Source organism: Streptomyces sp. NPDC019443 (genome assembly GCF_044389785.1).
In the GTDB taxonomy this organism is placed as follows: domain Bacteria; phylum Actinomycetota; class Actinomycetes; order Streptomycetales; family Streptomycetaceae; genus Streptomyces.
In genome coordinates, this window is record NZ_JBIRYJ010000004.1 from 531882 (window position 1) to 556751 (window position 24870).

23 protein-coding genes and 1 riboswitch are annotated in these 24870 nt (G+C 70.4%); of the genes, 10 read left to right on the forward strand and 13 right to left on the reverse strand.

Annotated features, from left to right (window positions below):
* Positions 1-121 precede the first annotated feature (121 nt).
* From ACH492_RS16605 to ACH492_RS16615, 3 genes are read right to left on the reverse strand one after another with little or no spacing between them, the layout of a single operon-like run.
* Positions 122-946, reverse strand: a complete 825-nt coding sequence (locus tag ACH492_RS16605) for a hypothetical protein (protein ID WP_398987068.1) — start codon at positions 944-946, stop codon at positions 122-124.
* 55 nt (positions 947-1001) lie between these two features.
* On the reverse strand, positions 1002-1910 hold the full coding sequence (locus tag ACH492_RS16610) for an SRPBCC family protein (RefSeq protein WP_398987070.1): 909 nt from the start codon (positions 1908-1910) through the stop codon (positions 1002-1004).
* A 6-nt stretch (positions 1911-1916) separates the two neighbouring features.
* On the reverse strand, positions 1917-2597 hold the full coding sequence (locus ACH492_RS16615; RefSeq protein ID WP_398987072.1) for a histone protein: 681 nt from the start codon (positions 2595-2597) through the stop codon (positions 1917-1919).
* Positions 2598-3253: 656 nt separating this feature from the next.
* Between ACH492_RS16615 and ACH492_RS16620 the strand changes: the two genes are divergently transcribed.
* A complete protein-coding gene (locus ACH492_RS16620; RefSeq protein WP_398987075.1) occupies positions 3254-3835 on the forward strand; it encodes a helix-turn-helix domain-containing protein in 582 nt (193 codons plus the stop codon).
* On the forward strand, positions 3832-5166 hold the full coding sequence (locus tag ACH492_RS16625) for an MFS transporter (RefSeq protein ID WP_398987077.1): 1335 nt from the start codon (positions 3832-3834) through the stop codon (positions 5164-5166). The genes ACH492_RS16620 and ACH492_RS16625 overlap by 4 nt, the downstream gene beginning before the upstream one ends.
* 19 nt (positions 5167-5185) lie before the next feature.
* Here the strand turns inward: ACH492_RS16625 and groL are convergent, their stop codons facing one another.
* The 4 genes from groL to thrC form a co-directional block, all read right to left on the reverse strand.
* Positions 5186-6808: a chaperonin GroEL gene (groL, locus tag ACH492_RS16630; RefSeq protein WP_398987079.1), complete on the reverse strand. Its 1623-nt coding sequence runs from the start codon at positions 6806-6808 to the stop codon at positions 5186-5188.
* A gap of 325 nt (positions 6809-7133) precedes the next feature.
* A complete protein-coding gene (locus ACH492_RS16635) occupies positions 7134-7337 on the reverse strand; it encodes a cold-shock protein (RefSeq protein WP_005315736.1) in 204 nt (67 codons plus the stop codon).
* A gap of 400 nt (positions 7338-7737) precedes the next feature.
* Positions 7738-8016, reverse strand: a complete 279-nt coding sequence (locus ACH492_RS16640) for a MoaD/ThiS family protein (protein ID WP_307662670.1) — start codon at positions 8014-8016, stop codon at positions 7738-7740.
* A gap of 33 nt (positions 8017-8049) precedes the next feature.
* Positions 8050-9333 (reverse strand): threonine synthase, encoded by a 1284-nt coding sequence (gene thrC / locus ACH492_RS16645; RefSeq protein WP_398987082.1) that lies wholly within the window; start codon positions 9331-9333, stop codon positions 8050-8052.
* A gap of 17 nt (positions 9334-9350) precedes the next feature.
* A riboswitch (SAM riboswitch) is annotated at positions 9351-9478 on the reverse strand.
* A gap of 143 nt (positions 9479-9621) precedes the next feature.
* Between thrC and ACH492_RS16650 the strand changes: the two genes are divergently transcribed.
* Together ACH492_RS16650 and ACH492_RS16655 are read left to right on the forward strand one after the other, a co-directional pair.
* Positions 9622-10560 (forward strand): glucosyl-3-phosphoglycerate synthase, encoded by a 939-nt coding sequence (locus ACH492_RS16650; RefSeq protein ID WP_398987084.1) that lies wholly within the window; start codon positions 9622-9624, stop codon positions 10558-10560.
* Positions 10561-10689: 129 nt separating this feature from the next.
* Entirely contained in the window at positions 10690-12084 is a 1395-nt protein-coding gene (locus ACH492_RS16655) for a trehalose-6-phosphate synthase (RefSeq protein ID WP_398987086.1), read from the forward strand.
* Between the two features lie 97 nt (positions 12085-12181).
* On the opposite strand, the gene otsB is transcribed toward ACH492_RS16655, so the two are convergent.
* Genes otsB through ACH492_RS16670 form a run of 3 tightly spaced genes read right to left on the reverse strand, consistent with a single transcriptional unit; the run spans position 12182 to position 14577 of the window.
* A complete protein-coding gene (otsB, locus tag ACH492_RS16660) occupies positions 12182-13030 on the reverse strand; it encodes a trehalose-phosphatase (RefSeq protein WP_398987088.1) in 849 nt (282 codons plus the stop codon).
* Between the two features lie 9 nt (positions 13031-13039).
* A complete protein-coding gene (locus ACH492_RS16665) occupies positions 13040-13303 on the reverse strand; it encodes a DUF3263 domain-containing protein (protein WP_398987090.1) in 264 nt (87 codons plus the stop codon).
* Positions 13304-13353: 50 nt separating this feature from the next.
* Positions 13354-14577, reverse strand: coding sequence for an ABC transporter substrate-binding protein (locus tag ACH492_RS16670; protein WP_398987369.1), 1224 nt, complete (start codon positions 14575-14577; stop codon positions 13354-13356).
* A 302-nt stretch (positions 14578-14879) separates the two neighbouring features.
* Here ACH492_RS16670 and ACH492_RS16675 point away from each other — a divergent pair, with 302 nt between their 5' ends.
* The 5 genes from ACH492_RS16675 to ACH492_RS16695 all read left to right on the forward strand — a co-directional run bounded on the left by ACH492_RS16675 (position 14880) and on the right by ACH492_RS16695 (position 20727).
* Entirely contained in the window at positions 14880-15773 is an 894-nt protein-coding gene (locus ACH492_RS16675; protein WP_398987092.1) for an SIS domain-containing protein, read from the forward strand.
* A gap of 858 nt (positions 15774-16631) precedes the next feature.
* Positions 16632-17570 carry an ROK family protein gene (locus ACH492_RS16680; protein ID WP_398987094.1) on the forward strand — a complete coding sequence of 313 codons (939 nt, stop codon included), beginning with the start codon at positions 16632-16634 and terminating at the stop codon, positions 17568-17570.
* Entirely contained in the window at positions 17570-18751 is a 1182-nt protein-coding gene (gene nagA / locus ACH492_RS16685) for an N-acetylglucosamine-6-phosphate deacetylase (protein ID WP_398987096.1), read from the forward strand. Before ACH492_RS16680 ends, nagA begins: the two co-directional genes overlap by 1 nt.
* A gap of 119 nt (positions 18752-18870) precedes the next feature.
* Entirely contained in the window at positions 18871-19797 is a 927-nt protein-coding gene (locus ACH492_RS16690) for a 1-phosphofructokinase family hexose kinase (RefSeq protein ID WP_398987371.1), read from the forward strand.
* A 54-nt stretch (positions 19798-19851) separates the two neighbouring features.
* Positions 19852-20727, forward strand: coding sequence for a ketose-bisphosphate aldolase (locus tag ACH492_RS16695; protein ID WP_398987098.1), 876 nt, complete (start codon positions 19852-19854; stop codon positions 20725-20727).
* Here the strand turns inward: ACH492_RS16695 and ACH492_RS16700 are convergent.
* Both ACH492_RS16700 and cdgB read right to left on the reverse strand, forming a co-directional pair.
* Positions 20714-21667: a CBM35 domain-containing protein gene (locus tag ACH492_RS16700; protein WP_398987100.1), complete on the reverse strand. Its 954-nt coding sequence runs from the start codon at positions 21665-21667 to the stop codon at positions 20714-20716. The two genes, ACH492_RS16695 and ACH492_RS16700, sit on opposite strands and share 14 nt — an antisense overlap.
* 88 nt (positions 21668-21755) lie before the next feature.
* Positions 21756-23396 carry a diguanylate cyclase CdgB gene (gene cdgB / locus ACH492_RS16705; RefSeq protein ID WP_398987102.1) on the reverse strand — a complete coding sequence of 547 codons (1641 nt, stop codon included), beginning with the start codon at positions 23394-23396 and terminating at the stop codon, positions 21756-21758.
* Between the two features lie 359 nt (positions 23397-23755).
* Here cdgB and ACH492_RS16710 point away from each other — a divergent pair, with 359 nt between their 5' ends.
* Positions 23756-24310, forward strand: coding sequence for a flavin reductase family protein (locus ACH492_RS16710; protein ID WP_398987104.1), 555 nt, complete (start codon positions 23756-23758; stop codon positions 24308-24310).
* 95 nt (positions 24311-24405) lie between these two features.
* On the opposite strand, the gene arfB is transcribed toward ACH492_RS16710, so the two are convergent.
* A complete protein-coding gene (gene arfB, locus ACH492_RS16715; RefSeq protein ID WP_307662655.1) occupies positions 24406-24834 on the reverse strand; it encodes an alternative ribosome rescue aminoacyl-tRNA hydrolase ArfB in 429 nt (142 codons plus the stop codon).
* Between the last annotated feature and the right edge of the window lie 36 nt (positions 24835-24870).

Here is a 24870-nt window from a genome sequence, read left to right on the forward strand (position 1 = left end):
GCGCTCTCGCCCATCTGGTCGGCGTCGGCCTTGACGACGTAGACCTCCCACAGCTCCTTGCCGGGGGCCGTGGACCCGGGATCACGCAGATATTCGCCCTGGATTGAAGACTAAGGATTGATCATGGTTTTCGCGGCGCATGGCGGCGCGCCGCAGCCGTACTACGGGTGTCGGCCCGCCCGCGCTGCCCGGCGCGGCGTTGCGGGGCTCCACCCCCTTCGTCCTTCGCCTTCCTCCCCTTGCCTCGCGTGGTGGTGACCGTCTCGGGGGCACGCTCGCCCGCGTCGTCAACGGCGCTCTCAGCGCTCTCGCCCACCGCCTTTACTGCACCCTCGGCACCCCCGCCGACCTGCTTCACGGTGCCTTCGGCACTCCCGACGACGTCCCCCGCATCCTCACCCAGGCCTTCCGCGGCCTTCCCGGCGCCCTCACCCAGGCCTTCCGCGGCCTTACCGGCGCCCTTACCCACGTCTTCCGCAGCAGAGCCCGCACCGCGGCCGAGTTCGCCAACAGCCTCACTGGTGCCGGCCCCGACAGACTCAACGGCGGAGCCGAGCGGCTGCGTGATCTGCTCCAGGATCTGCGGGTTGCGATCGATCGTCCTCATTACGTGGCCGACGATTTCGGCCACGTTGTCCAGGCGCACCTTGAGAAGTGCCTGCGCCTCGACGCCCGTGATGTCGAGCTTGACCCGGCCGAGGACCACGTCCACGCCGACGTTGAGCTTGAGCAGATCGAGCACCTCCGCCTGGAGCGAGACCCGGGCCCGCAGATCCTCGACTTCAAGATCGATCTCGTCGACCTTGAGAGTCGGCACGTCCAGATACACGTCCGGTTGCTCGTGCCGTTCGACCAACGCCCCCTCCAGGAGCTCCTCGGGTTCATCGGCTTGTCCCGATTCGTTGAGCTCCGCCGACTCGTCGGTGATGTCCGCGCTGTCGTCCATGGTCAGCCCCCTTCACTGTCGGCGCCGGCCTTTGATGCTCCAGAAACAGGAAGGGCTACGCTTCCTCTTCACCCTCTTCACCCTCTTCTTCCTCTTCGGCTTCCTCGTGCTCGTCTCCCTCTGCGCCGATGTCTTCTTCCTCGGCCATGGCGTCTTCGTGGGTGCGCACGATCTCACCGTTGCGAATCTCCCCGCGCCACCCCTCGGCCTCTTCATCGGCGAATGTCACGTACCGCTGGAAATTCTTGAAGTCCAGTCGGACCCGCCTGCCCTGGGCCCGCCAGATGTTCCCCGTCTTCTCCACAATTCCCGTCGGGTAATACGCCATGACAAGAATGATCCGGGTGAGTCGAGGGGCGATCTCGTGGAAGCTGACAGCTCCCTGCGTTGCGCCCTGAGCACCTTCCGACGTCCATACGATGCGGTCGTCGGGCAGCTGCTCCTGGATGGTGGCTTTCCACTGACGCGTCGACGGTCCGATCTTCACCGTCCACTCACTCGTCGCTTCCTCACCGCGTTCGACTTCCTGCACACCCTTGGTGAACCCGCTGAAACGCTCGTATTCCGTCCAATGGTCGTAGGCCGTGCGCAGCGGCACCCCGACGTCGATCACCTCGACGATGTTCGTCGCCTTGGTGTCAACGGACTGGTCGTCCCCGTCCGAGCCACCACCGCCAGGCAGCATGTCCTTGACCTTTTCCTTGACCGCGCCCTTGACGTATTCGGCCTTCTCACCGGAGATGGCCTTCACCGGGTTCTCCCCGTGCAGGACGCGGGCGCCGATCCTCGGAATGGCCCCGCTTTCCTCGTCGGCACTGGTGAGACGGTCGGTTGCGTCGGTCAGCCTGCTGCCGACCTTGCGTGCCACGTGCTTCATCTGGGCGCCGAGATACTGGCCGATCTCCTGCCTGAGAAGCGCTACAGGGGTCGGCTCGGCCGCCGTGCTCTTCTGATCGGTTGCCATGACCATTCACCTCTCCCGTCCGGGCCGCGAGGACGATTTCCTGGCGGGCTGGCTCTTCTTCGCCGCGGTTTTCTCGGCAGGGGGAGATTTCCTTGCAGCGCTTTTGGCTGTCGTCCATCTTTCGGCGGTGCCCTGCTTCCTGGGGGCGGTCCGTTTCTGGGGCGCCTTCTTCTGTGCGGCCGTCTTCTTCGCCGGTGGACGCTGACGGCTCGGCTTCGCGGGCTCTTCTTCCGCGGTCTCCTCGCCGGATTGGTCGCCGGTCTCGTCGGCGGCCTCTTCGACATCGGCTTCCTCCGGCTCGTCAGTGTCGGCAGCCGCGTCCTTGTCGCGCTCTTCCTCTCCGGACAGAGCAACCGTGTGCTCGTGCAGAGCCTCGGTCAGGGAGGTCAGGCGGCGGTTCGCCGCTTCCGAGACCGCCTTGCGGACTGTCTGCCCGATCTCACGCTGGGGCTTGGCGCCCCCTTCTTCGTCCCCCGGCCCTCCGCCGATCCGGCGGATGCCGCCGGCCACGAGATTGCGCGGGGTCAGGCCCCTGCCCAGCAGTACCGCCGCCGCGGTGAAGGCCACCCGCCCCTTCTTGGTGCGGCCGAGTGCGTAGCCGCCGGCCACGGCGGCAGCCAGGGCGATGCTCTTCGAGTCACTCATATTGTTGTTCGCCTTCTCACTGTCGAGTGCGACGGTCGCCACGACGAGGTGTCCTTCAATCGTCGCGCGCTCTCGGCGGGAGCGGCGGCCCCGCGGTCTCCCAGCTGTTCACCCGGCGCCGGGCACACTCTGCCTGGCCCTTCGCGAAAACCGCAGGCCACGTGCTACTCACCAGTCTGGTCGCCTTCAGCCCAAGCGCATCCCGGGCGAGGACGCGACGCCGATCCGGGCGGGCTCCGACCGGATCGGCGCCCGCTGCCTGGAGCGCTCCGCCGAAGTCGGCGTCCGAGCCGATGTCGAGGCGAGCCGCGTCCGTGGTGCTGGAGGCGGCGAGAGGGGCGACCAAGCCGCGGGCGCGGGGTGCCACGGAGGTCGGAGCCGGGCAGGCGGTCGACCGATGGCCGCAATCGCGGTGGCCGGCACCGTCGCGGTCGTCGCGGGCGGTCTTCGTCAGGCAGCACTCCGCCCCGGCCGGTGCGGGCGCGAGGCCCCCATCGCGGAAACTCCTGTAACCGGCAAGGCCGGCGACTACGTCCAACGGATTGCCGCCCTGGCCAACGCCGAACGCGCCAAGGCCGGGCGCTCGCCGGTGAGCAGGAAGTCGCGCGGTAGGCGCCGTGCCCTGCATTGCGGCCCTTTCCCAAAAAAGTTTTGCAAAAATACTTTGGGAAAGCCTCGGTCCGCCCTACTCTCCCCTCATGGTCAGCGAAGATCGGAAACGCGTCCTCGACCCCGAGCGGGACGCAGCGGCCCTGAAGGCCCTCACACACCCGTTGCGCATCCGGCTGCTCGGGCTGCTGCGCCAGGACGGCCCCGCCACCGCGAGCGAACTCGCGGTCAGGACCGGGGAGTCGTCCGCCTCCACCAGTTACCACCTGCGGGTCCTCGCCAAGTACGCGTTCGTCGCGGAGGCCGAACAGCGCGATGGGCGGGAGCGGCGCTGGCAGGCGGTGCACTCCGTCACCGCGTGGAGCAACGCGGCGATGGAGGGCTCGCCCGGCAGCCGCGCCTTCGTCAACGTCTCTCGCCGGGTTCAGATCGAGCACCTGGAGCGTTCCCTCGGCCGGCACGAGGCGGATGTCGCGGCAGGCCGGCTCGGCCAGGAGTGGGTGGAGCCGTCGGGCATCACCGATCTGGTCCTGCGGCTGACCCCCGAGTCGCTCACCGAGCTGTGGGAGGTGTTCGACCGCACGGCGGAGGAACTGGCAGCTCGCGACGAGGGTGATCCCCGCGCCGAGCAGGTCGTACTCGTGGCCGCCGGACTCCCCCTCGCGTCATGACCGGGCCCCTGGACCCCCGTACCGCACGCCACCGCTTCGTCGCCGTCAACTTCCTCTTCTGGCTGCCAGTTGGTCTGTACATACCCTCGCAGGTGCTGCTCCTCACCGAGCGCGGCATGGGCCTCGCGGTCGTCGCCGGGCTCTTCGCCGTGCACTCCCTCACCGTCTCCGCCCTGGAACTGCCCACCGGCGGCCTGTCCGACGTCATCGGCCGCCGCACCGTGCTCGCCGCCGCGGGCGTGCTCAACCTGGGCGCCCTGGTCCTCCTGGCCCTGGGCACCACCTTCTGGGCGCTCGGCATCGCCATGGTCCTGATGGGCTCCGGCCGCGCCCTGTCGAGCGGACCCGCCGAGGCCTGGTACGTCGACACCGTGCAGGCCCACTCCGGCCCCGGCGCGGAACTGCGCACCGGACTGGCCCGCGGCGGCACCGCCTCCGCGGCCGCGCTCGCTGTCGGCACCCTGCTCGGCGGCGGTCTGCCCCTGCTGCTCGGCCTCGGCCCGGACCTGGGCGCACGGCTGACCGCCGCCACCTCCGGACTGGTGCTGCCGCTCTCCGTCCCCGCGCTGCTGGGCGCGGGTGTCGGACTGGTCTTCGTGGCGTACGTGTTGACCGCCCTGCCCGAGCCGCCCCGGCCGCGGGCCACCCTGCGCGATGTGCTGCGCGGCGTACCGGCCACGATGCTTGACGGACTGCGCCTGGGCGCGCGGGACTTCCTGATCCGCCGAGTGCTGCTGACGGCCGGAGCGACGGGCTCGGCCCTGGGCACCATCGAACTGCTCACGCCAGGACGCGCCGCCGACCTGACCGGCACCCCCGAGTCGGGCGCGGTGCTGTTCGCCTCGCTCGCCTGCGCCGGCTTTGTCTGCATCGCTCTCGGCAACCACTGCGCACCACTGGCCGCACGGCTGACGGGCAGCGGCGAACGCGCCGTCATGGCGGGCATCGGACTGAGCGCGACAGGGCTGCTGCTGCTCGGCCTGACCGTCCTGTGGAACGGCCCGGCCGCCCTCACCCTCGCGGCCACCGGCTACGCCCTGGTCTACTTCGGACTCGGCGCGGCGGGCCCGAACAAGAACGACCTGCTGCACCGCCGCGTCGACAGCACGGGCCGGGCCACCGCCCTGTCCGTACAGTCCCTCGCCCTGCAATCGTCCGGCGCCCTGGTCGGCCTGGTCGCCGGTGCCCTGCCGGCCGGCCCCCTGCCCTGGCTGCCCGGCGCCGCACTTCTGCTGGCCGGTGCCCTGCTGTGGGTCCGCCGCTCTGGGCAAAAGCCCGAGGGCGGCACCCCCCTGGGAGTGGGGGTACCGCCCTCGGTCCGTACAGCGTGAACTGCCGATCCGCGCAGGATCAGAAGTCCATGTCACCGCCCGGCATGCCGCCCGGAGCGGCCGCAGAGGCCTTCTCCGGCTTGTCGGCGATGACGGCCTCGGTGGTCAGGAACAGCGCGGCGATCGACGCGGCGTTCTGCAGCGCGGAGCGCGTGACCTTCGCCGGGTCGATGATGCCCTCGGCGATCATGTCCACGTACTCGCCGGTCGCGGCGTTCAGACCGTGGCCGACAGCCAGGTTGCGCACCTTCTCGACCACGACGCCGCCCTCGAGACCACCGTTGACGGCGATCTGCTTGAGCGGGGCCTCCAGCGCGAGCTTCACGGCGTTGGCGCCGGTCGCCTCGTCACCATCGAGGTCGAGCTTCTCGAAGACCGAGGCAGCCTGGAGCAGAGCCACGCCACCACCGGCGACGATGCCCTCCTCGACGGCGGCCTTGGCGTTGCGCACCGCGTCCTCGATGCGGTGCTTGCGCTCCTTGAGCTCGACCTCGGTCGCGGCGCCGGCCTTGATGACGGCCACGCCGCCGGCCAGCTTCGCGAGGCGCTCCTGGAGCTTCTCGCGGTCGTAGTCCGAGTCGCTGTTCTCGATCTCGGCACGGATCTGGTTCACGCGACCGGCAACCTGGTCGCTCTCACCGGCACCGTCGACGATCGTGGTCTCGTCCTTGGTGATGACGACCTTGCGGGCGCGGCCCAGCAGGTCCAGGCCGGCGTTCTCGAGCTTGAGGCCGACCTCCTCGGAGATGACCGTGCCGCCGGTGAGGATGGCGATGTCGTTCAGCATCGCCTTGCGGCGGTCGCCGAAGCCCGGAGCCTTGACGGCAACGGACTTGAAGGTGCCGCGGATCTTGTTGACGACCAGGGTCGACAGGGCCTCGCCCTCGACGTCCTCGGCGATGATCAGCAGCGGCTTGCCCGACTGCATGACCTTCTCCAGCAGCGGAAGGAGGTCCTTCACGTTGCTGACCTTGGAGTTGACGATCAGGATGTACGGGTCGTCGAGCGACGCCTCCATACGCTCCATGTCGGTGGCGAAGTACGCCGAGATGTAGCCCTTGTCGAAGCGCATACCCTCGGTGAGCTCCAGCTCCAGACCGAAGGTCTGGGACTCCTCGACGGTGATGACGCCTTCCTTGCCGACCTTGTCCATGGCCTCGGCGATGAGCTCGCCGATCTGGGTGTCGGCAGCGGAGATGGAGGCCGTCGAAGCGATCTGCTCCTTGGTCTCCACGTCCTTGGCCTGCTCGAGCAGGGCGCCGGAGACGGCCTCGACGGCCTTCTCGATGCCACGCTTGAGCGCCATGGGGTTGGCGCCGGCCGCCACGTTGCGCAGGCCCTCGCGGACGAGCGCCTGGGCGAGGACGGTCGCGGTGGTCGTACCGTCACCGGCGACGTCGTCCGTCTTCTTGGCGACTTCCTTGACCAGCTCGGCGCCGATCTTCTCGTACGGGTCCTCGAGCTCGATCTCCTTGGCGATGGAAACACCATCGTTGGTGATCGTGGGGGCGCCCCACTTCTTCTCGAGGACGACGTTCCGGCCCTTGGGGCCAAGGGTGACCTTGACGGCGTCGGCGAGCTGGTTCATCCCGCGCTCGAGACCGCGCCGTGCCTCCTCGTCGAACGCGATGATCTTGGCCATGTGAAGTGGTCCTCCCGGACTGGGGTGGATTCTCCGGACCGCGCTGGCGCCCGCGACGGACGGCCTGCAAGCCCTGTGGTTCCTTGCCCCACCTGGCCTGCGGACCTCACCGGCCCGGTCCTCGTTGTCACTCTCACTGTCAGAGTGCTAACGCAATGATTAGCACTCGACCCGGGAGAGTGCAAGCGGCTTCGAAGAAGCCCGGAGGGAGCGCGCAAGCCTGTCGCCGAGGTCCCCAACCGGGCGCAGACGCACGAGGGGCCCGCATCCCTCTTGGGATGCGGGCCCCTCGGCGTGAGTGCGTCGGTGGCCGATCGCGCCGAGATCAGACGGCGAGCTTGACCATGTCCGCCTGCGGACCCTTCTGGCCCTGCGAGATCTCGAATTCAACTCGCTGACCCTCTTCAAGGGTGCGGTACCCGTCCATCTGGATCGCGCTGTAGTGGACGAAAACATCCGCACCACCGTCGACCGCGATGAAGCCGTACCCCTTCTCCGCGTTGAACCACTTGACGGTGCCCTGAGCCATGCCTAACTCCCCTATTACTGGCCCTTGCGCAGGACCGCACTTCGCGGACCCGGGTCAGACCTCCACCCCTTGGGTGTGCGCCGGAACGCGTCGACCGCGGCTGAATGTATCTGTCCAACTGCCGTCTGCAACAGGTCAATCGGACGAGAAATCTGCGCAAGCCCGAACGGATAATTCATGTGAATTCTGTGAATTCCGGGGCAAGTCGGGCCCGACAAAAGGCGCCTACGCGACAATTCGATCGTCCACTTTGGCTGACTCTGGTCGCGCGGCGACGCATTCTCATATGCGCGCGGCACGAGCAGCGGAGGGGGCTTCCCAAAGCTTACCGCGCTCAACCCTATGGAATTACCCCCTCCGCTTCTCTTGCGGAGGGGGTAATAGCGGTAACTCTGCGAAGTCAGCAGCCGCCGGCGACAGCCGGAATGATCGAGACGCCCGCGCCGTCCGGTGTCGCGGTCTCCAGACCCTGCTCGAAGCGGACGTCGTCGTCGTTCACGTACACGTTGACGAAGCGGCGCAGCTTGCCCTGGTCGTCCAGGACACGCGCGGCGATGCCGGTGTGGTTCTTCTCCAGGTCGGCGATCACCTCGGAGAGGGTCGCGCCCTGAGCCGAGACCTCGGCCTGGCCGCCCGTGTACGTACGGAGAATGGTGGGAATGCGGACGTTGACGCTCATGCTGCGTGCCTTCCTTGGGTCTCGGGTGGTCGGTCAGCCGGCCAGGCCGGCGTCGCGGAACGCGTCCAGGCTCGGGCGGATCGTCGCGGTCGGGCCGGTCGTCGGCGCCACCGCGTCCAGCGTCTTGAGGCCGTCACCGGTGTTGAGGACGACGGTGGTGAGCGCCGGGTCGAGCACGCCCTCCTCGATCAGCTTCCTCGTGACACCCACGGTCACGCCACCCGCGGTCTCCGCAAAGATGCCTTCCGTACGGGCGAGCAGCTTGATGGCGTCGACGATCTGATCGTCGTTGACGTCCTCGACCGCCCCACCGGTGCGGCGCGCGATGTCCAGCACGTAGGGGCCGTCCGCCGGGTTGCCGATCGCCAGCGACTTGGCGATGGTGTTCGGCTTCTGCGGGCGTACGACGTCGTGCCCGGCCTTGAAGGCCGTCGACACCGGCGAGCAGCCCTCCGCCTGGGCACCGAAGATCTTGTACGGCTTGTCCTCGACCAGACCGAGCTTGATCAGCTCCTGCAGCCCCTTGTCGATCTTCGTGAGCTGCGAGCCCGAGGCGATCGGGACCACGATCTGGTCGGGCAGCCGCCAGCCGAGCTGCTCGCAGATCTCGTACGCCAGCGTCTTGGAGCCCTCGCCGTAGTACGGGCGGAGGTTGACGTTGACGAAGCCCCAGCCTTCGCCCAGCGGGTCGCCGATGAGCTCGGAGCAGAAGCGGTTGACGTCGTCGTAGTTGCCCTCGATGCCGACCAGCTCGCCGCCGTACACCGCGGCCATGACGACCTTGCCCTGCTCCAGGTCGTGCGGGATGAACACGCAGGAGCGGAAGCCGGCCCGCGCGGCTGCGGCGCCGACCGCGCCCGCCAGGTTGCCGGTGGACGAGCAGGACAGGGTGGTGAAGCCGAAGGCACGCGCGGCCTCGACGGCGATGGCCACGACGCGGTCCTTGAAGGAGTGCGTCGGGTTGCCGGAGTCGTCCTTGATGTACAGGCCGCCGGTGACACCCAGCTCACGGGCGAGGTTGTCGGCCTTGACGAGCTTGGTGAAGCCGGGGTTGATGTTCGGCTTGTCGGCCACGTCGGCGGGGACGGGCAGCAGCGGGGCGTACCGCCAGATGTTGTTCGGACCCGCTTCGATCCGCTGCTTCAGCGCCTCGGGGTCTTCGCCGGGGAGGTCGTACGCGACCTCGAGCGGTCCGAAACAGGACGCGCAGGCGAAGATCGGGCCGAGCCCGAAACGCTCTCCGCACTCGCGGCACGAGAGCGCCGCGGCGGGACCGAGGTTCACGGGAGTGGTGCTTGCGACAGTCTGCACAGCCATGGAGGCGAGGCCCTTTCTCCTCATCTTCCCCGTGACGCATTTCGCCACGAGACGGAATTGGCACCTTCCCCACCGTGACCTCGCGGTCGGCGGGAGGGTTGCCGGGGCTTCAACGGGCCGTTCCCTCTGCCCCTCTGGATGAGCGGTATTCGATTGTCAGCGTGACGACCCCCGACATGCGACGGTCATCCGCGTTGTTCAAGACTGTAACCGAAGGCCCGGATGGTTGAGATAGTCGTCCGAACCTCGAGATGGACCATCCGACCGGAAGTCTAGGGAGACGCGCACGTGCTCGATGAGGTGGAGCGCTGGCTGACCCGGCGGTCCTGGGCCGCGGCAGACCGCCCACTTGACCTGCTGCTTACCGCCAAACGCTCGACGACGGTCAGCGTAGTGCTCCCTGCTCTGAACGAGGCGGCGACGGTCGGCGAGATCGTCACCGTGATCCGCCGCGAGCTGATGGAGGCCGTGCCGCTCGTCGACGAGCTGGTCGTCGTCGACTCGGGCTCGAGCGACCGTACGACCGAGGTGGCCGCGGCGGCAGGCGCGCGCGTGGTGCACCGGGACACGATCCTGCCCCGGATACCCGCGGTCCCGGGCAAGGGCGAGGTGCTGTGGCGCTCGCTGCTGGCGACCAGCGGCGACATCGTGTGCTTCGTCGACGCGGATCTGCGGGAGTTCTCCGCGGACTTCGTCTCCGGGATCGTGGGCCCGCTGCTGACAGACCCCGATGTGCACTTCGTCAAGGCGATGTACGACCGGCCGCTCGGCGACCACGCAGGTCAGGGCGGCCGGGTGACCGAGCTGGTGGCGCGTCCGCTGCTGAATCTGCACTGGCCGCAGCTGGCCGGGTTCGTCCAGCCGCTGGGCGGGGAGTACGCGGCGCGGCGCTCGCTGCTGGAGCGGCTGCCCTTCCCCGTCGGTTACGGAGTGGAGCTCGGCCTGCTCGTGGACGCGCTGCACACGGTGGGCCTGGACGCGCTGGCGCAGGTGGACGTCGGATCGCGCAAGCACCGCCACCAGGACGGGCAGGCGCTGGGCCGGATGGCCGCGGCGATCTACCGTACGGCTCAACTCCGGCTCTCCCGCGGCCACTTGGTGCGTCCTGCGCTCACGCAGTTCGAGCGGGCCGAGGGCGGCTTCGAGCCGCGGACGTACCCGGTGGACACGGAGGAGCGGCCGCCGATGCGCGAGATCGGTGAGTACGCGGCGCGTCGCGCGGCATAAGCATGGATCGCTGGTCGCTTTGTCTACATTTCCCAGTTATGGGCATGAGAGACGTACGACACACGAGGACGGCACGACCAATGGCGTACGCACGTTTGAGCGTTTGTGGGACGGGCTAGGTTTCGCGACATGGTCTCCGAGCACGCTGCTGCCCAGGTCCTTGTCGCGTCGAACCGCGGCCCGGTCACATACACGCTGAACGAGGACGGTTCGCTCGACGCCCGCCGCGGCGGGGGCGGGCTGGTCTCCGGCCTGTCGGCCATCGGCTCCGAGGCGGCGGCCCTGTGGGTGTGCGCCGCGCTCGGTGACGGCGACCGCGAGGCGGTGCGGCGCGGGGTCGGCGAGCCCGGGGTACTGATGCTCGACATCGACGAGGCCGTCCACTCCGACGCGTACAACGGCATCGCCAATTCCGTGCTGTGGTTCGTCCACCACATGCTGTACCAGACGCCGCTGGAGCCGGTCTTCGATCAGGAGTTCCGCCGGCAGTGGGCGTCGTACGAGACCTACAACCGGGCCTTCGCGGACGCGCTCGCGGCACAGGCCGCCGAGGGGGCGGCCGTCCTGGTGCAGGACTACCACCTGGCGCTGGTGCCCGGCCTGCTCCGCGAGCTCCGTCCCGATCTGCGGATCGGGCACTTCACGCACACGCCTTGGGCGCCCGTCGACTACTTCCGGATGCTGCCCGACGACATCGCGGAGCGGTTGCTGCGCGGCCTGCTCGGAGCGGACCGCGCCTGTTTCCTGACCCGGCGGTGGGCCGATGCCTTCGTCTCCTGCTGTACGGAGCTGTTGGGCGGCACCGGCAGCACGACGATCGGGGTGCACGGGCTCGGCGCGGACGCGGACTTCCTGCGGGAGCGGGCGCACCGGCCGGACGTGGACGAACGGCTGGCCACGCTGCGCGAGCAGGTCGGCCCGGGGCGCAAGACCATCGTGCGCGTCGACCGCACCGAGCTGTCCAAGAACATCGTGCGCGGGCTGCTGGCGTACCGGGAGCTGCTGGAAACCCGCCCCGAATGGCGCGAGCGCGTTGTCCATGTCGCCTTCGCCTACCCCTCCCGGCAGGACCTGGCGGTCTACCGCGACTACACGGCGGAGGTCCAGCGCCTGGCGGACGAGATCAACTCGGCGTACGGGACGGAGACTTGGAGCCCGGTCGAGCTCCATGTGAAGGACGACTTCGCGCGCTCGCTCGCCGCGTACCGGCTGGCGGACGTGGCTCTGGTCAACCCGATCCGGGACGGTATGAACCTGGTCGCCAAGGAGATCCCGGTCGTCTCGGACGAGGGCTGCGCGCTGGTGCTTTCGCGGGAGGCAGGGGCCTACGAGGAACTGCGCGAGGACGCGGTGACGGTGAATCCGTACGACGTGACGGGCACGGCAGACGCGCTCCACGCGGCGCTGACGATGCCGGACGAAGAGCGGTCCCGGCACACCAAGCGGCTGGCGGCGGCGGCAACCGCGCTGCCGCCGCAGAAGTGGTTCCTGGACCAGCTGCGGGCGCTGCGCGAGGGCGCGTAGGAGGCCCGGGTCCGGCGCGCCTTGCGCGAGGGCGCGTAGGAGGCCCCGGCACGCACAAAGCCCGGACCGCGCGAGCGCGACCGGCTGCCCGGGCCGACTACAGGCGCTGGGCCAGCGAGCCCAGGAACTCCACCACCGCAGGCGGTCCCGGCAGCAGCAGGTCGGCGCGGTCCGCGAGTTCCGGGACCTCCGTGCTGCCGCTGCACACCAGCAGGCCGGGCACGCCGTCCGAGCGGAGCTTCTCGACGGCCGCGAAGGCGGGCAGATCGCCGAGGTCGTCACCGGCGTACAGCACGGCCTCGGCTTTCACCTCGCGTACGTACTCCCCCAGGGCCACGCCCTTGTCCATGCCGGACGGGCGCAGCTCCAGGACCATGCGGCCCGGCTCCAGGATCAGTCCGTGACGCGCGGCGAGCTCGGCGAGCGGGCCCCGCAGCGCCTCGAACGCCGCCTGTGGGTCGGACGCGCGGCGCGTGTGGACCGCGACCGCCTGGCCCTTCTCCTCGATCCAGGTCCCCTGCCAGGCTCCGGCTTTGTCCAGGACACCGGGCAGTTCGGCGCGGGCAGCCGCGACCCCGGGGTGCGGGGCGGGGGTTTTGACCGTGCCGCTGACGGCGTCCCAGCGCTCGGCGCCGTAGTGACCGAGGACGACCAGGTGGTCCAGGCCCGGCACTCCGGCGAAGCCGCCGTACCGGACCGCCACACCCGCGGGCCGTCCGGTGACGACAGCGACAGAGGCGACCCGTGGCGCGAGCGCGGCGAGCGCGGGGACGGCGCCGGGGTGGGCCCGGGCCTGTTCGGGGTCGGGCACGATCTCGGCGAGCGTGCCGTCGAAGTCGAGGCCGACGACTGCCTTCTGCGGCCGGGCGAGAATCGCGGCCAGGCCGTCGCGACCGGCGGGGGTGGACGGCGTCGGCAGGGGATGCGCGTGCGAAGGGCTGCCCATACCCCGACCCTATCGGCGACTTCGTCTGTCGTCCCTGACACGGCGGAGCCGATTGACGGTCACCGGGTCATGGGCGAGGGCGCGCTCGTCGTCGATCAGGGCGTTGAGGAGCTGGTAGTAGCGGACCGGGGAGATGCCGAGCTGCTCCCTGATGGCGCGCTCCTTCGCGCCGGGTCCCGGCCAGGAGGTTTGCTCCATGGCCAGGACGGCACGGTCGCGCTCGGAGAGCACCTCGCGCGCCCTCCGCGTCTCGATCGCCTCGTCGTCGGTCATACGATCCAACATATCGGCGGCGCGGCACCCCGGCGGGCTGCCCACTTCGCCTACTCCGCGTTCTCCGCGAGGGTGGCGTCCCGGCCGATCTTGCCGAGGACGGATGCCGGTACGCCTTCAGGCTCGACGGCCTGGCCGATGTTCTTCTTGATGTTCTCGCTGACCGCCGCCCACGACGTCTTGCCGACCGGCGGCAGCACCGAGGTGGGGAGCTCGTCCAGGAACTCCTTGAGGTCCTGGTGCTCCGGGTCCTTCTCCATCGCCTCCGACGCGGAGACCGTCACCGGCAGCAGATCGTTCTGACCGGCGAAGTCGAGGACGTTCTTGTCGCTGAAGACGAAGTCCAGGAACTTGCCGACCTCGGCCCGGTGGCCGTTCTGCTTGAAGCCCATGATCCAGTCGGCGACGCCCATCGCGGCCTTCGGCTTGCCGTTGCGGCCGGGCATGGCCACCTTGCCGACCTCGATGTTGGCCTTCTCCGCTTCCTGCATCAGGGAGGGGTGGCCGTTGAGCATGCCGACCTCGCCGCGGGTGAAAGCGGCGAACGCGTCCTTGCGGTTCAGCTTGGCGGGGGCGACCGGGCCGGTGAGCCCGGCGTCGACGAGGTTCGTCTTCAGCCACTGGAAGGTGGCTATGTTCTGCGCGGAGTCGATGGAGTACTTGCCTACCGGGTCGGTGTATCCGTCGCCGCCGCTCAGCAGCCACATCATGGTCTCGGCCTGGGCCTCCTCGGGCCCCAGCGGCAGGGCGAAGGGGTACTTCGCGCCCGTGTTCGCCTTCAGCTTCTCCGCGTCCTTCCTGAGGTCGTCCCAGGTTTTCGGGTCTTCCTTGATCCCGGCCTCTTTGAAGAGCTTCTTGTTGTAGAAGAGCAGCCGGGTGGAGGCGACGAACGGCAGACCGTACTGCACGCGCTTCATCTCGCCGGCGTCGGTGAGCGGGGTGAGGAAGTTGGACTGTACGGGGATGGAGAGCAACTGGTCGGCGGAGTACAGCTTGCCCGCCGCTGCGTAGTCGGCGTACGCGCCGATCTGGGCGATGTCGGGAGCCTTGCCTGCCTTGACCATCTCGGCGACCTTGCGGTCGACGTCGTTCCAGGACTCGATCTGGACGTCGATCTTGATGTCGGGGTTCGTGGACTCGAACTCGGTGGCGAGGTCGGCCCAGTACTTCTTGCTGCTCTGTCCGCCGGCCACGTCGTAGTCGGCCGCCACCAGCTTGAGGGTGACATCGCCGGAACCGCTGGAGCTGCCACAGCCCGAGAGGGCCACCGCCATGCCAAGTGCGGCGATCGCCGCGGTCAGACCCAAGAAGCGACGCTGCACCGCTCTTCCCCACCCTCTGCTGTTGCGTGCCCGTGTGGTCCCAGTCGGTCCCCCGTGATGTCCTCTGAGATGAGCTGCGATTTTCCACCATGCGGACTGATGAGGTCTACTCCAATGCATATCACTTCTACAACGCCTGTCCCTGTGCCGACGGCCATTGCCCGGGTGCGCCGCGGCCTGCTAAGCACGTGGCGGCACGAAGTGGTCGGTGTGCCGGTCCCGAGTTACGCGTACGTCGCTAGGAGCCTTGCCGCATGTCCCGTACCGCAGCAGAGATAGCCACCCAGCCCGCCTGCTGGCGCCGAGCGGCCGAAGCCGCCGCCGCCTTCGAAGGACTGCCGGAGCCGGGTGAGCGGGTCGCCGTCACCGGGTGCGGGACGTCCTGGTTCATGGCGATCGCGTACGCGGCGCTGCGGGAGGCGGCGGGGCAGGGCGAGACGGACGCCTTCGCCTCGTCGGAGTTCCCGTCGGGGCGTACGTACGACCGCGTCGTCGCGATCACCCGCTCGGGGACGACGACGGAGGTCCTGGACCTGCTGACCGAACTGCGCGGCAAGGTGCCGACACTGGCGCTGACCGCGGACCCGAAGACGCCGGTGATGGACGCGGCGGACGCGGTGGCGGTGCTGGACTGGGCGGACGAGGAGTCGGTGGTCCAGACCCGTTTCGCCACGACCGCGCTGGCCTTCCTGCGGGCCGGTCTGGGTGACGTCCCCGGGGTTAAGCCGGTCGCCGAGGCGGCGGTCGACGCGGAGCTCGCGCTCACGGAGCCGCTGCCGGAGGCGGTGGTCGGGGCGGAGCAGTGGACGTTCCTGGGGCGGGGCTGGACGTACGGGCTTGCGCTGGAGGCGGGCCTGAAGATGCGCGAGGCGGCGGGCGCGTGGACGGAGTCGTACCCGGCGATGGAGTACCGCCACGGCCCGATCTCGATCACCGGCCCGGGCCGGGTGGCGTGGGTCTTCGGCGCGCTCCCGGAGGGCCTGTCCCTGGACGTCGCGCGGGTCGGCGGCACGCTGGTGGCCCGCCAGGAGGCGGACCCCCTGGCGGACCTGATCCGCGCGCAGCGGCTCGCGGTGACGCTGGCGGAGTCGCGGGGCTTCGACCCGGACCGGCCGAGGAACCTGACGCGCAGCGTGATCTTGAGCTGAGGGGGGTGGGGTGCGGGGGTCCGCTGCCCGGATGGCGGGGCCTTCCCCCGCCCCGCCCCTTCCCGAGTCTGGGGGGCAAGCCCCCAGCCCCTTCGGGGGAGGGAAGAGGTACGTGGGGGCTGACGCCCCACACCCCCGGCCGGTCCGGCGGCTTCGCCCCGGAGCCCGCAGGAAACGGGGCGGAGCTGACGGCCCCGCACCCGTGCCGCTCCGGCGGCTTCGCCGCCGAGCCCACGAAAGCGGGGCATGCCCCAGGCCCCCTGCGGGAGGGGAAGAGGTACGTGGGGGCTGACGCCCCCCACCCCCGGCCACTCCGGCGGCTTCGCCGCGGAGCCCGCGAAAGCGGGCTGACGGACCCACGTCCCCGGCCGCTCAGGCGGCTTCGCCGCGGAGCACGCGAAGGCGGGGGCCGGCGCCCCCGCGTTCCGCCGGGCGGCGGCTTCGCGCCCTCGGGCGCCGGGCCCGAACAGGGTGCCTGCTGGTGGGGAGGGGCCGTGCAGGGTCGTCCCCGCAGGGGATCGGCGGCCGGACCCAGTGATCAACACCAACCCCTTCACGCCGCCGACCCCGAGGAGTCGAGCCCGGAGGGGCACCGGAACCCGCACCCCACGACACCGGACAACCCCACGACCCGCACCGCGGACCCCGCACCCCGCGGCATCCAGGGACCCGCGCAACGCAGGCCCGCACCCCGCGGCACCAGGCAACCCCGCCGCCCGCACCGCGGACCCCGCGGCACCGGGCAACCCCAAAGCCCGCACCGCGGACCCCGCTGCCCATGCCGCCGTTTGTATGGCGGCGCAACAATCCGGCACAGTGGACTAGACCTGTCGCCCATCCACCCTTCAGACTGTCCACGTGAGACACGTCATCGCCCTCGATGTGGGCGGCACCGGCATGAAAGCCGCCCTGGTCGGGGTGGACGGCGCCCTCCTGCATGAGGCCCGTCGCCCCACCGGGCGCGAGCGCGGGCCGGACGCCGTCGTCGAGTCCATCCTCCGCTTCGCCTCAGAGCTCCGCGCGTACGGCCAGGAGCACCTCGGCCAGAGCGCGCTCGCCGTCGGCGTCGCCGTCCCCGGCATCGTCGACGCCGAACGCGGCATCGCCGTCTACGCCTCCAACCTCGGCTGGCGCGACGTACCCCTGCGCTCCCTCGTCGCCGGCCGCATCGGCGGCGTCCCCGTCGCGCTCGGGCACGACGTCAGGACCGGCGGGCTCGCCGAGGGACGGATCGGAGCCGGCAAGGGCGCCGACCGGTTCCTGTTCGTGCCGCTCGGCACCGGGATCGCCGGCGCCATCGGCATCGCCGGGCGGATCGAGGCCGGCGCCCACGGATACGCCGGGGAGATCGGCCACATCGTCGTCCGCCCCGACGGCCCCGACTGCGGCTGCGGCCAGCGCGGCTGCCTCGAGACGCTCGCATCCGCCGCCGCGGTGACCCGCGCCTGGGCCGAGGCGAGCGGCGACCCGGACGCCGACGCCGCCGACTGCGCGAAGGCCGTCGAGTCCGGCGACCAGCGGGCGGTACGCGTCTGGCACGACGCCGTCGACGCCCTAGCCGCCGGCCTTGTCACCGCGCTCACCTTGCTGGACCCCCGCACACTGATCATCGGTGGCGGTCTCGCCGAGGCCGGGGAAACCTTGTTCACACCACTGAGGGCCGCTGTCGAGGAGCGAGTGACGTTCCAGAAGCTGCCCGCCATCGTCCCGGCAGCCCTCGGGGACACCGCCGGATGCCTGGGCGCGGGGCTGCTCGCCTGGGATCTGCTCGCCACCGACTCGGAGGTAACCGCCTAATGGCCGCTCGCGCCACAAGCGCCGCACGCGCCGCACGCGCCGAAAGCACCGTTCTCGCCGGCGCCCGGGTGGTCCTGCCGACCGGGACCGTCGAGAACGGACGGCTCATCGTCGAGGGCACGAAGATCGCCGGCGCCGCGCCCGCGGACGCGCCTGCCATCGACCTGACCGGCCACTGGGTCGTCCCCGGCTTCGTCGACATCCACAACCACGGCGGCGGCGGCGCCTCCTTCACCTCCGGCAGCGCCGAGGACGTGCTGAAGGGCGTGCGGACCCACCGCGAGCACGGCACGACCACGCTCGTCGCGTCCACGGTGACCGGCGAGATGGACTTTCTCGCCCACCGCGCCGGCTTCCTCTCCGAACTCGTCGAGCAGGGCGACCTCGCCGGCATCCACTTCGAGGGGCCCTTCATCTCCCCGTGCCGCAAGGGCGCGCACAGCGAGGAGCTGCTGCGCGACCCCGACCCGGCGGAGGTGCGCAAGCTGATCGACGCGGCACGCGGCACCGCGAAGATGGTCACGCTCGCCACCGAACTGCCCGGCGGCATCGGCTCCGTACGGCTGCTCGCCGAGCACGGCGTGATCGCCGCGATCGGCCACACGGACGCGACGTACGAGCAGACCGTCGAGGCGATCGAGGCCGGAGCGACCGTGGCGACGCACCTCTTCAACGCGATGCCCGGCCTCGGCCACCGCGCTCCGGGCCCGATCGCCGCGCTCCTGGAGGACGAACGGATCACGGTCGAGCTGATCAACGACGGCACGCATCTGCACCCCGCCGCCCTGGAGCTCGCCTTCCACCGCGCGGGCGCGGGCCGCGTCGCCTTCATCACGGACGCCATGGACGCGGCGGGCTTCGGCGACGGCCGCTACCAGCTCGGCCCGCTCGCGGTCGACGTCGAGGACGGGGTCGCCCGGCTGGTCGACGGCGGCTCGATCGCCGGCTCCACGCTCACCCTGGACACCGCGTTCAGGCGCGCGGCCACCATCGACGGGCTGCCGGTGGAGGAGGTCGTCCAGGCCGTCTCTGCCAACCCTGCGAAGCTGCTCGGCGTGTACGACAAGGTCGGCTCGCTGGAGCCGGGCAAGGACGCCGACCTGGTGGTGCTCGACGCGGAGTTCGCGCTCAAGGGCGTGATGCGTAAGGGCGAATGGGTGGTTGAGCCCCAAGTGGGGTGATTTCTGCGTAACTTATGGCAAGGCGGTTGGCCCAGGGGGCTGGGCCAACCGCCTTCCGTTTGGCATGATCAGGGCCCGTACGAACACGGCAAGCGCGTTCTGTGGGGGGGGTGACACGGGTGATCCTGACGGTCACGCTCAACACCGCCCTGGACATCACGTACTCGGTCCCCGCGCTGACCCCGCACGCCAGCCACCGCGTCGGCGAGGTCCGCGAGCGCCCCGGCGGCAAGGGTCTCAACGTCGCCCGCGTACTGGCCGCTCTGGGCCACGAGAGCGTCGTCACCGGCTTCGTGGGCGGCCCCGTCGGAGCCGTACTGCGCGATCTGCTGGCCCCGCTCGCGCCGCACGACGCGCTCGTCCCGATCGCCGGGACCACCCGCCGCACCCTCGCCGTCGTGGACGACGCGAGCGGCGACACCACCCAGCTGAACGAGGCGGGCCCCACGGTCAGCCCCGCCGAATGGGCCACGTTCCTCTCCTCGTTCGGCTCCCTCCTGCGAGAGGCCCGGGCCGTCGCCCTGTGCGGCAGCCTGCCGCCGGGCATCCATGTGGGCGCGTACGCCCAACTGATCCGCCTGGCCCGCGCCGCGGACGTCCCCGTACTCCTCGACACCAGCGGCGAACCGCTGCGCCGCGGCATCGCCGCCCGCCCCGACCTGGTCAAGCCGAACGCCGACGAGCTCGCCCAGCTCACCGGCTCCCGCGAGCCGCTGCGCGCCGCCCGCGACGCCCGCCGCCGCGGCGCGCACACGGTGGTCGCATCGCTCGGCCCGGACGGCGTGCTCGCGGCCATCCCCGAAGGCGTCTGGCAGGCGATGCCGCCCGCCCCGGTGGAGGGCAACCCGACGGGCGCGGGCGACTCGGCGGTCGCCGGACTGCTCTCCGGGCTCGTGGAGCGGCTGCCGTGGCCGGACCGGCTGGCCCGCGCGGTCGCCCTGTCCGCGGCGACCGTGCTGGCCCCGGCGGCGGGCGAGTTCGACGCCGTGGCCTACGAGGACCTGCTGCCGCGCATAGCGGTGACCGAGCGCGTGGCCGCGGCGTGAACCCCCACAGTGAGCGCACAATCGGGCACAGCCGCCCGGGAATTGGGGGGCACCATGCCACTCGTCAGCACCTGTGAACTCGTCTCGGCCGCCGCGGCCGGCAGCCACGGCATAGCCGCCTTCAACGTCATCACCCTGGAGCACGCGGAGGCGATCGCCGCCGGGGCCGAGCAGGCCGGCGCGCCCGCGATCCTGCAGATATCCGAGAACGCGGTGAAGTTCCACGGCGGAAAGCTCTCCGCGATCGCCGCATCCGCATCCGCCGTCGCCCGCGCGTCCACCGCCCCGCTCGCCCTCCACCTCGACCATGTCGTATCCGCGGACCTGCTGCGGGCGGCGGCCGACGAGGGCTTCAGCTCGGTGATGTTCGACGCCTCGAAGCTGCCGTACGACGAGAACGTCAAGGCCACGGCGGACGCGGTGCGCTGGGGCCACGAGCGCGGCATCTGGATCGAGGCGGAGCTCGGCAAGGTCGGCGGCAAGGAGGGCGAGCCCCCGCTCGACGCCCATGCCCCGGGCGTCCGCACCGCCCCGTCCGAGGCCGCGGCCTACGTCGTCGACACGGGCGTGGACGCGCTGGCCGTAGCGGTGGGCTCGTCCCACGCGATGACGCAGCGCACGGCGTCCCTGGACCACACCCTGATCACCTGCCTGCGGGACGCGGTCCCGGTCCCCCTGGTCCTGCACGGCTCCTCCGGCGTCCCGGACGCGGAGATCCGCCGCGCGGTCGCCGCCGGCATGGTCAAGATCAACGTCGGCACGGCGCTCAACACGGCGTTCACCGGCGCGGTCCGGGCCTTCCTGGAGGCCAACCCGTCGACGGTGGACCCCCGGAAATACCTCGTCCCGGCTCGCGAAGCGATGGCCGGGACGGTGGCGGGTTTCCTGCGGACGATCCGAGCGGATCCGAACGTGATCAGCCGTTCCTGACCTCGAGCCAGTCGAGAATGGCGTTGCACTGGTTGCCCTGCTCGCAGGAAATCTTGATCTCGTTCTCGCCCTGCTTCAAGGTGACCGGCGCCCATGTGGTCTGCCAGTTCTTGTCCCAGGCCGGGTCCGTGGACTTGATGAAGTTCTTCAGCCCCAGCGGGTTGCTGTTCGCCTTGCCGTTGACGGTCAGCGTGGCGTTGGCGTCCTGCGCCGGGATGGCGTAGCGCACATACAGCTTGTACGCGCCGGGCGACGTGACTTTCGCCTTCCAGGTGACCGAGGCGCCCACCGAGTTGAAGCCGGTCACAAACGCTCCGCCGGCACCCTCCGCGCCCTCGATGTCCTTCGCAAGCGCGGCAGGGGCTCCGAGCTGCAATGTCGCCGCATCCTGCTTCGGCAGCGGCTCCTGCACGTCCTCCGAGGCGGACGGCTCATCGCTCGGCTTCACGGACTGGCCCGCCGTCGCGCCGCCGTTCCCGCCGGACCGGTCGCCGGCCTTGTCGTCCTCGCCGCCGGCCGTCATCAGCGCCACGCCGATGGCGATCACCACGACCGCGACCACCGCGATCGCGCCGATCAGCAGGCCCTTGGTGTTGGGGCCGCCGCCGCGGCCGCCACCATGGCCGCCGCCGTGCTGCTGGGGCACGGTCTGGCGGGTGGGAGCGCCGCCGGGGTAGGTCTCGGGCGCCGCGTACTGCGCGGTCGGCTGGCCCTGCGGTGCGTGCGCCTGCTGCGGCACCTGGCCGTACTGGCGCTCGCCGACCGTCCGTACCTGGTTGTACGAGGTTCTGGGGACCCCGGGCTGCGCGGCCGGACCCGGATAGCCGTAGCCGCGGCCCTGGCTGGGCGGTGTCGCGCCCGCTGCCCGTCCGTCCTCGTACAGGTAGCCGAACGGATCGTCGTCCTCGGGCGTGCTCGCGCCGCTGTTCCCGGCCGTCATCCCTAGTCACTCCTCACCATGTCGTCAGCACATCGCCGACGCGGGCGAGCCTACCCGGTTCGGAGTAACCCAGAGGGTGTCGTTGCCCTCAGCCGGCCCGCCGGTGCACCTTCGCCCGCGACCGCTTCTCGATGTACATCCGCTGGTCAGCTGATTGCAGGACCTCTTCCACGGACATCCCGCAGCTCGCCCAGCCGATCCCGAAGCTCGCCCCGACGCGGACCCCCCTGCCGCCGACCCGGATCGGCAGGATGATCGCGTTCCGCAGGCGAACGGCCAGGTCGGCGGCGTCCGCCGCGCCCAGGCCGTCGGCGAGGACGACGAACTCGTCACCGCCGAGCCGGGCGACGGTGTCGTTGTCGCGTACGAGGGTGGTGAGCCGGCGCGCGACCTCGACCAGCACCGCGTCACCCGTTTGGTGCCCGAACCGGTCGTTGATCGACTTGAAGCCGTCCAGGTCGCAGAAGAGGACCGCGAGCCCCTTCGTCCCGTCGTCGATCTCGCTGTCGGGCGCGATCGCGTGCACATGGTGGTCGTACGGCACGCCCGTCGTCTCGAAATCGAAGCCGTCACCGCCGAAGATGTGCTCCGTGTCGGACTCGTAGGCGGCGTCGAGCGCCTCGATGGCCGTCTCCCGCGCCGCGTGCGGCCGCTCGCACAGCCGGGAGCTGAGCCGGGCGCGCAGTTCGGCGCTGTTGGGCAGGCCGGTGAGCGAGTCGTGCGAGGCGCGGTGGGCAAGCTGCAGCTCGTGGCGCTTGCGCTCCTCTATGTCCTCGACATGGGTGAGCAGAAAACGGGGCCCGTCCGCGGTGTCGGCGACGACGGAGTTACGCAGCGAGACCCAGATGTACGTCCCGTCCCGGCGGCCGAGACGCAGCTCGGCGCGGCCGCCCTCCGCGGACGTACGCAGCAGGGTGCCGACGTCCTCGGGGTGAACGAGATCGGCGAAGGAGTACCGGCGCATCGCGGCCGCCGGGCGGCCGAGCAGCCGGCACAGGGCGTCATTGGTGCGCAGCAGCCGGCCGTGCTGGTCGCCGCCCATCTCGGCGATGGCCATGCCGCTCGGCGCGTACTCGAAGGCCTGCCGGAAGGACTCCTCGCTGGCGCGCAGGGCCTGCTGCTCGCGCTCGAGTCTGACCAGGGCGCGCTGCATGTTTGCTCGCAACCGGGCGTTGCTGATCGCAATGGCCGCCTGGGACGCGTACATCTGGAGCGCTTCCTGGCCCCAGGGTCCGGGGCGTCGTCCATTGCGCGGCCGGTCGACGGAGATGACGCCGAGGAGCTCACGGCCGCCGCCCGACGCGTACATCGGGGCGTACAGCCGGTCCTGCGGGTGCCACTCGTCCTCGAAGCGGGGATCGGGGCCTTCGGTGTGCCACTGCGGGACGTCGTCCTCTATGAGCACCCAGCCCTCGGTGTGCGGGATGAAGCGGAGCTCGCCCCAGGCCTCACCCATGGACAGCCGCCGCTCCCAGGAGGGGCGCGAGCCGACCCGTCCGGTGATCAGGGCTTCCGCGGCGGCGCTGCCGGCGAACGCGGCAACGACGAGGTCACCGTCGGGGCGTACGAGATTGACGCAGGCCAATTCGTAGCCGAGTCCTGCGACGATGCCGTCGGCGACGGTCTGCAGAGTGTCGGCCAAGCTCCGGGCCGTGTTGAGGTCCGCGACGACCTGGTGCAGCTGCCGCAGGGTCGCAAGACGGACGTAGGGCTCCGACTCGGTCTCCATCGCTCGCTCTCCCCGAGACCTCGACAGCAAACTCCAGGGTTCTCATCGGCTTTCTTGTTGCGGTATCACGGCCACTGAATCACAGCGAGCTGTCCACTCGGTACACAGGGTCAACAATTACTGCACTCTGTGACTCAAGTCACATCAGATGACGAAGGGTTGCAAGTGCGGGGTTGGAGCGCCCCATGCCTTTCCTGAAAGCAAATCCGGGTACGCCGGTCATGCGCCCCGGCGTGCGCCGTTCCCGCGCCGTCCTGTCCCGGTCCCGCGCCATCCCCTCCAGGTCCTGCGCCGGTCCTAGGACTTGGCTGGTCCCCTGGGCCGATGCGGGGCCGGGCGGCCGAGGTTAGCGTTCTCGTGTGTTGCAGACGACCTCTACTTCCGCCACTGATGCCATCCCCCATGCTGAGGGGGTGAGCAACGAGGAGTTCCGCGCCGCAATGTCCCGGCTGGCCGCGGGTGTGGTGCTGGTGACCGCGCACGACCCCGACGACGGCCCGCGCGGCGAGGACGTCGGCATGACCGCGACCGCCTTCATGTCGGTGTCGCTGGACCCCCCTCTGGTGCTGGTGAGCCTGCGCAACGGCTCGCGCATGGACGACTTGCTCGCTGAGCAGCCGCTGTGGGGGGTGTCGGTGCTCTCGGAGAGCCAGCGGCACGTCGCCGGGCGGTTCGCGATGAAGGGGCGGGTCAGCGACAGGCTGCTGTTCGAGGACATCCCGTACACGCGGGGCGAGGTGAGCGGAGCGCTGTTGGTCCGGGGCGCGCTGGCGACGCTGGAATGCCGTACGGAACAACGGATCGAGGCGGGCGACCACACGCTGGTGATCGGCCGGGTGCTGGCAGCGTCGCTGCCGAGCGGGGACGGGGGGCCGCTGCTGTATTTCCGTGGCCGATACCACCAGTTGGGCTGAGGGCGGTTCCCCCCACCCCACCCCTTCCCAGTCCCACTCCTAGTCCCAGGCTTCTAGTCCCAGGCTTCCTAGTCCCACTTCTTGTCCCAGGCTTCCTAGTCCCAGGCGCGGCCCGTGCGGCCTCGTTTCGTTTCTGCGCGCTGCTTCTTCTCGCGCAGACGGCGCTCATTGATGCCGCGCGGGATCTTCGTCGCACGGCGGGGCCGCGGTGGCGGCGCCGTCGCCTCCGCGAGCAGCGTCGCCAGGCGGACCGCCGCCGTCTCACGGTTGCGCCACTGCGAGCGGTGCTCCGACGCGCGTACGGCGATCACCCCGCCGACCAACCGGCCCGCGAGCCGCTCCAGCGCGCGGTCCTTCCAGACCTGCGGCAGCGCCTCGGTCTTCGCGAGGTCGAAGCGGAGCTCCACCTGCGAGTCGCTGGTGTTGACGTGCTGGCCACCCGGTCCCGACGACCGCGAGAAACGCCACATGAGCTCGGCCTCCGGCAGGGAGACCGAACCGCGGATGATGTAGGGCCCGGACATGCCTCCATGGTCGCGTGCCCGCGCCGTTCGCGTCAC

Excerpts from the sequence above, each read along its gene's own strand:
- ACH492_RS16695 (WP_398987098.1), top strand. The coding sequence starts at position 19,852 with ATGCCACTCGTCAGCACCTGTGAACTCGTCTCGGCCGCCGCGGCCGGC.
- ACH492_RS16640 (WP_307662670.1), bottom strand. The coding sequence starts at position 8,016 with ATGAGCGTCAACGTCCGCATTCCCACCATTCTCCGTACGTACACGGGC.
- groL (WP_398987079.1), bottom strand. The coding sequence starts at position 6,808 with ATGGCCAAGATCATCGCGTTCGACGAGGAGGCACGGCGCGGTCTCGAG.
- ACH492_RS16670 (WP_398987369.1), bottom strand. The coding sequence starts at position 14,577 with ATGGCGGTGGCCCTCTCGGGCTGTGGCAGCTCCAGCGGTTCCGGCGAT.
- ACH492_RS16605 (WP_398987068.1), bottom strand. The coding sequence starts at position 946 with ATGGACGACAGCGCGGACATCACCGACGAGTCGGCGGAGCTCAACGAA.
- ACH492_RS16635 (WP_005315736.1), bottom strand. The coding sequence starts at position 7,337 with ATGGCTCAGGGCACCGTCAAGTGGTTCAACGCGGAGAAGGGGTACGGC.
- ACH492_RS16610 (WP_398987070.1), bottom strand. The coding sequence starts at position 1,910 with ATGGCAACCGATCAGAAGAGCACGGCGGCCGAGCCGACCCCTGTAGCG.
- arfB (WP_307662655.1), bottom strand. The coding sequence starts at position 24,834 with ATGTCCGGGCCCTACATCATCCGCGGTTCGGTCTCCCTGCCGGAGGCC.
- ACH492_RS16655 (WP_398987086.1), top strand. The coding sequence starts at position 10,690 with ATGGTCTCCGAGCACGCTGCTGCCCAGGTCCTTGTCGCGTCGAACCGC.
- ACH492_RS16675 (WP_398987092.1), top strand. The coding sequence starts at position 14,880 with ATGTCCCGTACCGCAGCAGAGATAGCCACCCAGCCCGCCTGCTGGCGC.
- ACH492_RS16665 (WP_398987090.1), bottom strand. The coding sequence starts at position 13,303 with ATGACCGACGACGAGGCGATCGAGACGCGGAGGGCGCGCGAGGTGCTC.
- thrC (WP_398987082.1), bottom strand. The coding sequence starts at position 9,333 with ATGGCTGTGCAGACTGTCGCAAGCACCACTCCCGTGAACCTCGGTCCC.
- ACH492_RS16700 (WP_398987100.1), bottom strand. The coding sequence starts at position 21,667 with ATGACGGCCGGGAACAGCGGCGCGAGCACGCCCGAGGACGACGATCCG.
- nagA (WP_398987096.1), top strand. The coding sequence starts at position 17,570 with ATGGCCGCTCGCGCCACAAGCGCCGCACGCGCCGCACGCGCCGAAAGC.
- ACH492_RS16625 (WP_398987077.1), top strand. The coding sequence starts at position 3,832 with ATGACCGGGCCCCTGGACCCCCGTACCGCACGCCACCGCTTCGTCGCC.
- cdgB (WP_398987102.1), bottom strand. The coding sequence starts at position 23,396 with ATGGAGACCGAGTCGGAGCCCTACGTCCGTCTTGCGACCCTGCGGCAG.
- ACH492_RS16620 (WP_398987075.1), top strand. The coding sequence starts at position 3,254 with ATGGTCAGCGAAGATCGGAAACGCGTCCTCGACCCCGAGCGGGACGCA.
- otsB (WP_398987088.1), bottom strand. The coding sequence starts at position 13,030 with ATGGGCAGCCCTTCGCACGCGCATCCCCTGCCGACGCCGTCCACCCCC.